Genomic DNA, 6248 nt, shown 5'->3' with positions numbered 1-6248 from the left:
GCGGAATCGCCATGCCCACCAGATGCGCCGCCGCGCCGTCATCTTCGGGCGCAGGGATTTTGGTCCAGTCGACGTCAAGAAGATTGGGCTGCTTCATCAATCAATCCTTACCCCCGCGCCCGCATCAGGCGACCCTTTTCGCGGCCCCAGTCGCGGTCCTTCTCGCTGGCGCGCTTGTCGTGCAACTGCTTGCCCTTGGCCAGCGCCAGCTGCAGTTTCACCCGGCCGCGCTCGTTGAAATACATTTTCAGCGGCACCAGCGTCATGCCCTGGCGCTCCACCGCGCCCATCAGCTTGTTGATCTGCTTGCGGTGCATCAGCAGCCGGCGCGGCCGCTTCGGCTCGTGGTTGAAACGGTTGGCCTGCAGATATTCCGGGATGTTGCAGTTGATCAGCCAGATCTCGCCATCCTTGGGATCGGCATAGGATTCCGCGATCGTCGACTTGCCATTGCGGATCGACTTCACCTCGGTACCGGTCAGCTCGATACCGGCCTCCAGAGTATCCTCGATCGCGTAATGGAACCGCGCCTTGCGGTTCTCGGCGATTACCTTCATCGGGCGGTCTTTTTTCTCGGCCATCGTCAGTTGCCCTGGGCGTTATCTTGAAAACAGGTCCGATAACGCTCGCTGAAAAGGCGTTCAGGCCTTTTTCAGCAAATCGCGGATTTCGGTCAGCAGCTCTTGTTCGCGGGTCGGCTTGGGCGGCTCCGACGGATTCGCCGCATCGTTGCGCTTCAGCTTGTTCATGAAGCGGATCACCGAGAACAGCACGAAAGCGACAATGATGAAGTTCAGCGTCAGCGTCAGAAAACTGCCCCAGGCCAGTACGGCGCCCTGCTTCTTGGAGTCGGCCAGATTGGTGGCGGTCACCGCCTTGGACAGACCCGTGAAATAGTTAGAAAAATCCAGACCGCCAGTGATGGCCCCGATGATGGGCATGATGATGTCGCCGACCATCGAGCTGACGATCGCCCCGAATGCCGCGCCGATGATCACGCCGACGGCGAGATCGACGACATTGCCCTTCATCGCGAAATCGCGGAATTCCTTCAGCATTCCCAATCCCTTCCCATCAATATCGCAGACTGTGATTTAATCCGGAAACGGCCTTGCTTCAGTTGATCAGCCCGGCATGGACCATCGCGCGGTGGATCGCCTGGCCGGTAGGCTGCGTGACCGGCAGCAGCGGCAACCGCACCTCTTCCTTGACGCGACCGAGCAGGGTCAGGCCATGCTTGGCGCCCGCCAGACCTGGCTCCATGAAGATCGCGTCGTGCAACGGCACCAGCCGGTCCTGGATCTTCAGGGCAGCGGCATAGTCGCCCTTGAACACCGCCGCCATCAGCTCGGCGCAGGGTTTTGGCGCCACATTGGCCACCACCGAGATGCAGCCATGGCCGCCGGCCGCCATATAGGCCAGCGCCGTCATGTCCTCGCCGGACAGCTGGATGAAATCCGGCCCCATGGCATGGCGCTGCTGCGACACCCGCGCCAGATTGGCGGTCGCATCCTTGACGCCGGCGATGTTCTTCAGCTCGAACAATCGCGACATGGTATCCACCGACATGTCGACCACCGAACGCGGCGGGATATTGTAGATCAGGATCGGAATCCCGATCGCATCATTGACCGCCTTGAAGTGCTGGTACATGCCCTCCTGGGTCGGCTTGTTGTAATAGGGCGTGACCACCAGCACCGCGTCGGCGCCAGCCTTCTCGGCATGTCGGGCCAGTTCGACGGCTTCCCGGGTCGAGTTCGAACCGGCACCGGCGATCACCGGAACGCGGCCCTTGGCCTCGTCGATGCACCATTCAACGACCTTGCGGTGCTCGTCATGGCTCAGCGTCGGGCTTTCGCCGGTGGTGCCAACCGGAACCAGGCCACTGGTTCCCTCGGAGATCTGCCAGCTGACGAGGGCGCGAAACGCCGCTTCGTCGAGCGCGCCGTCCTTGAAGGGCGTCACCAGCGCGGTATAGGATCCACTGAAAGTCGCGGTGGTGGCCATATTTGTCTCCGAGCGCGCTGCGGCTTGAGCCGTCTGCTTACCGACTGTTTGAGCACCAAGTTCTATCGAGTTCGGCGCGGCGGCGAAAGACCGCCGGAAGCCGTTCAGCCGCGATTTCGCCGCGGTGGTCAGGCAGAGATAAGGCGAACGGCAAAAATTGACGTTTTGTCCATCATTTCAATTAAATACAGCAGTGACCGACTGCGATTACCTTGATTCGCCGCGAAGGAGCGCCATGACGCGACTGGCCCCCAACTCCGCTGTGCGATGGACGGCCCTGGGCATCACCCTGGCGCTGCTGGCCAGCGTGTCCACCCTGAGCCTGCAAGCTTATGCGGCGACACCGGTGCCACTGCCAAAACCGCGACCGATCGCGCGCAACGTCGTACCGAAGAACACCGCTCTGCCCGCGCCCGCCAAACCGTTGTCACCCGACGCGGCAAGTCCGGCACCGGCGATGCAGCCGGCCACACGACAGCACGCCGCGCTGCCGCCGCCGGCCCGCAAGCCGATCGCCCCGGCGGCGATGGCCGCGACCGCCGCGACGTCGCAGGCCGACACCGAGGCGCTGGAAAACGTCATCGAACTGGTGCGCAAGCGCAAGCCGGTGGATGCCTCGCAGCTCGCGCAGGGAATCGGCGATCCGGTCGCGCGCAAGCTGGCGGAATGGATCATCCTGCGCAGCGACGACAATGGCGCCACCGTCGAGCGCTACCGCGCCTTCCTGGCCGCCAATCCAAGCTGGCCATCGCAGACCTTTTTGCGCCGTCGCGCCGAGGCGGCGCTGTGGGACGATCACCGCGACGACGACACCGTGCTCGGCTATTTCCAGAACGAGAAGCCGCTGTCGGCGAAGGGCAAGTTTGCGCTGGCGCAGGCCTTGATCGCGCGCGGCGATCGCAGCGGCGCCGAACGCCATGTCCGCGATGCCTGGCGCAATGATTCGATCTCCGGCGATGTCGAGACCACCGCGCTGGATCTGTTTGGCCCCTTCATCACGCCCGGCGATCACAAGGCGCGGATGGACCTGATGCTGTATGGCAGCGACACCGACGCCGCCTTGCGCGCCGCCAAGCGGCTTGGCGCCGCGCAGATGGCGCTGGCCCGGGCGCGCATCGGCGTCACCAAGAAGGCCGGCAATGCCAAGGCGCTGCTCGACGCGGTGCCAAGCGAGTTGCACAGCGATCCCGGTTACATGTTTGCGCGAATCCAGCAATTGCGCCGCGACGAGCGTTTTGCCGAGGCCGCGCAATTGATGATCGCGGCGCCGCGCGATCCCGCCCGGCTGCACAATCTCGACGAATGGTGGATCGAGCGCCGGCTGCTGTCGCGAAAAATGCTCGATGTCGGCGAGCATCGCTCGGCCTATCTGATCGCGCGCGACGCCGCATTGCCGGCGCGCGACATCTACAAGACCGAACAGGAATTCACCGCCGGCTGGATCGCGCTGCGCTTCCTCAAGGACCCCGCGACCGCCGCGCAGCATTTTGCCCGCATCGGCGTCGGCTCCGTCAACCCGACCGCGCTGGCGCGGGCCGGCTACTGGCAGGGCCGCGCCGCCGAAGCCGCCGGCCGCAGCGCCGAGGCCCGCCAAGCCTATGCCTCGGCCGCCGAGCAATCCACCAGCTATTATGGCCAGCTGGCGCGGGCCAAGCTCGGCATGCCGCAGCTCGACATCAACGGCGCCCCCGGCGCGCGCGGCCGCGGTGTCGAACGGCTGGAAATCGTGCGCGCCGTGGCGCTGCTCTATGCGCTGGACGAACGCGAAATCGCCATTCCGATCTTCGGCGACATCGGCGAGAATGGCGATCCCGACGCCGCGCTGGGCCTCGGCGAACTGGCATCGCGCAATGCCGACGCCCGTGCGATGTTGCTGGTCGGCAAGGCGGCGCTCAACCGCGGGCTGCCGTTCGATCATTATGCCTATCCGACCGTCGGCATCCCCGCCTTTCCGACCGTCGGTCCCGAGGTCGAACGCAGCGTCGTCTATGCGATCGCGCGGCAGGAAAGCGCGTTCAACCAGGCGGTGGTGTCGCCCGCCAATGCCTATGGGCTGATGCAGGTGACGCCGGACGCCGGACGCTATGTCACCAAAAAGTACGGCGCCAGCTTCGACCTCGCCAAGCTCAAGGGCGATCCGGTCTACAATGCCTCGATCGGCGCGGCCGAACTCGGCGGATTGCTGGAAGATTATCGCGGCTCCTACATCATGACCTTCGCCGGCTACAATGCCGGTCGCGGCAGCGTCCGCAAATGGGTGGAGCGCTACGGCGACCCCCGCGACCCCAAGGTGGATGCCGTCGACTGGGTCGAATCGATCCCGTTCGCGGAAACACGCAATTACGTGCAGCGGATCATGGAAAATTTGCAGGTCTACCGCGCCCGCTTCGGCGGCGGTTCGAAGCTGCAGATCGAGGCGGATTTGCACCGCGGCAGCGTCGAATAGCGCCGGGCCCACGTCTCAAGAAACAACTCGAGCTTGTCCCGGACGCGGTGCAACGCGCCTCCGTGAGGAGGCGTACTGCGCCGCGGAGTCGGGACCGCCCCAGACGCCGGCGCGCGTAACGGTCCCGGCTCCGCGGAGCGGCATGGCGGCGATGCAAGGACATCGCCTGGGATGCCGCATTGCGTCCGGGACAAGATCAACCCGTTTTCCCATCACACCAAACAAGCAAAAACCCCCGGCAGTTTCCTGCCGGGGGTCTTTGTTTCAGATATTGAGCGTCGTTAGACGATCGATATTAGAAGGAGCGCAGAACCTGAACGGCGCCATTGTAGACGTTCTGGTCACGCAGCGCGAAGCCGCCAACCGGGGTAGCCTTGCCGGTGACGGCACCGTTGTAGGTTCCCTGCAGGTTCTGATCGAGACGGCTGTAGAGGAATTCAGCCGACAGGGTCAGGTTCTTGACAGGGGTCCATGCAGTCTTGGTGCCGACCTGGGCGAGACCCAGATCGAAGTTACCGCCGGTCTGGGTAAGTCCGGTGTTCAACCGGCCAGCGCCGAATGACTGCGACAGCGCCAAATTGCCGGCATCGCCGTAGGAGATGTGGCTGTAGTTACCGAACAGCGAGGTACGCCAGTTCGGGTTCCAGTAGTGCTCGTAGAACGCGCTGACTTCCCAGGCATTGCTCTGCTGGATCTGTCCGCCGTTGCTGTAAACGCCGTCCAGAACATAGCCGAAGCCCATGCCGTCGCCGGAGGCCTTGGCATAACGACCGCCGCCATTGACGTCGGTGGTGCCGCCGAACACGTACTTGGCGGCGCCACGGCCGTAAGACGCTTCCAGCTTCAGGCTGTCGCCCGCGCCGGTCGGCAGGTTCTTGAGTTCGATCGCGCCGCTGACGGCGAAGCCGTAGGAATCATCAGCGTGACCGAGGCTCTCATTGCCAGTAGCACCCAAAGCGGTCGCATAGAAGCCCGGGGTCGAGGTGTGCATCGCCGCGGCGCCGTGCAGGGTGCCCCATGCCTGATCGAGGCGAACGTTGCCGACGATGTCAGGAATGTGGTTGCCGCCGGTCGCGTTGCCGACGAAGGTGTTGGAAGCGGCACCGTAGGCTACGGTTGTGTTGGTGCCGAACGGAAGCAGGATCGCGGTGTTGGCGTTGTAGAGACCCGCGTTGCGATAGGCCGATGCGTTCTCAATCGAGATGGTTGCCGACACGCCATTGCCGAAGCTGGCGGTGTAAGCGAGCTGCGGAATACCGGTCGCATTGTTCGAACCGGCATTGAGGCCCGACGAGATCGTCGGCTTGGACAGCGCCCACTGCGGGTCGAACTGCGAAACAGCCTTACCCATGGTGAAGCCGGCAAACTGGATGAACGCGTAATCCATTTCGACGAAGCCGCCAGCGATCGACTCACGGTTCTGCGAGAAGTCGAACTGGATGTTCGAATAGGTGCGAACAACGCCGTATTCGGTGGCGGTGCGGGTGTCGAGGGTGGCGTTCACGCGCTCGCGCGACACGAAATAGTCCTTTGTGAACACGCCGCTGCCGCCAGTGCCGCCCTGCCAGAACGGATTGTTATAGATGTTGCCGTTGAAGGCGACGTCCAGACGGATCGCGCCGCCGATCTTGATGCAGGTGTCGGTGCCGGGGATGTAATAGAAACCAGCGCCGTACAGCGAGCAGACCTTCACGTATTCGACCGCTTTGGCCTTGACGGGAAGATCGGCCGCGTGCGCTGCGCCGAATGCGAGCAGGCTCGCCGCCGAGCCGAGAACAAGGCCCTTAATGCTAGT

5 protein-coding genes and 1 pseudogene are annotated in these 6248 nt (G+C 63.7%); 1 reads left to right on the top strand and 5 read right to left on the bottom strand.

The features are described 5' to 3' along the window. The 4 genes and pseudogenes from Q0S16_RS19075 to dapA all read right to left on the bottom strand — a co-directional run. Positions 1-97: pseudogene (locus tag Q0S16_RS19075) on the bottom strand (peroxiredoxin); the annotation flags it as partial. Between the two features lie 10 nt (positions 98-107). After that, complete coding sequence (gene smpB / locus Q0S16_RS19070) at positions 108-581, bottom strand: SsrA-binding protein SmpB (RefSeq protein ID WP_295851505.1); 474 nt, start codon at positions 579-581, stop codon at positions 108-110. Positions 582-641: 60 nt separating this feature from the next. Then, on the bottom strand, positions 642-1058 hold the full coding sequence (gene mscL / locus Q0S16_RS19065; RefSeq protein ID WP_295851504.1) for a large conductance mechanosensitive channel protein MscL: 417 nt from the start codon (positions 1056-1058) through the stop codon (positions 642-644). A gap of 58 nt (positions 1059-1116) precedes the next feature. Continuing rightward, positions 1117-2007 carry a 4-hydroxy-tetrahydrodipicolinate synthase gene (gene dapA / locus Q0S16_RS19060; protein WP_295851502.1) on the bottom strand — a complete coding sequence of 297 codons (891 nt, stop codon included), beginning with the start codon at positions 2005-2007 and terminating at the stop codon, positions 1117-1119. Between the two features lie 235 nt (positions 2008-2242). Between dapA and Q0S16_RS19055 the strand changes: the two genes are divergently transcribed. Further along, positions 2243-4453, top strand: coding sequence for a transglycosylase SLT domain-containing protein (locus Q0S16_RS19055; protein ID WP_295851499.1), 2211 nt, complete (start codon positions 2243-2245; stop codon positions 4451-4453). 295 nt (positions 4454-4748) lie between these two features. Here the strand turns inward: Q0S16_RS19055 and Q0S16_RS19050 are convergent. After that, positions 4749-6248, bottom strand: a 1500-nt coding sequence (locus Q0S16_RS19050; RefSeq protein ID WP_366517845.1) for a porin, incomplete at its 5' end; no start/stop codon positions are given.

This window comes from Tardiphaga sp. (genome assembly GCF_025356345.1).
Taxonomy (GTDB): Bacteria; Pseudomonadota; Alphaproteobacteria; order Rhizobiales; family Xanthobacteraceae; genus Tardiphaga.
Note: the sequence above shows the minus strand (reverse complement) of the source record. Positions and strands in the feature narration are given on the sequence as shown.